Below are 434 nucleotides of genomic sequence, written 5' to 3'. Positions count from 1 at the left end.
AACACAAACAAAAAAAACAAAACAACCCCCCACACCCCACAAACAACCAAACAACCACAGCCCACCCACACACCAACAACTACCACCACCCTCACACCCCCGCACATCACCAGCACAAACCAACCCAACACCCCACACCACACAACACCAGCCACAACCCCAAACGACCCCCAAACACACAACAACAACACCACCCACCCCAACCCCACAACAACCAAACAAACACCAACACCCCCCACCACCCAAAACAACACCAACCCCACCAACCACCCCCCCACACCAAACAACCACCCCCCACAAACACACCAACAAACCCAAAAACACCACACCACACCACCAACCCCACCAAACAACACCCCCACCCCAACACCCCACCCCCAACAACAAAACCCCCCCCACCACCCCAACCAACCCCCACCCCCCACCCCCCCCAC

At 57.1% G+C, this 434-nt stretch carries 1 protein-coding gene; it reads right to left on the bottom strand.

Annotated features, from left to right (window positions below):
- The coding region (locus tag ACTHUE_RS20560; RefSeq protein WP_440424339.1) for a hypothetical protein at positions 1-434 on the bottom strand (434 nt) is incomplete at both ends.

It is taken from the genome of Neisseria sp. P0021.S005 (assembly GCF_051956955.1).
Note: the sequence above shows the minus strand (reverse complement) of the source record. Positions and strands in the feature narration are given on the sequence as shown.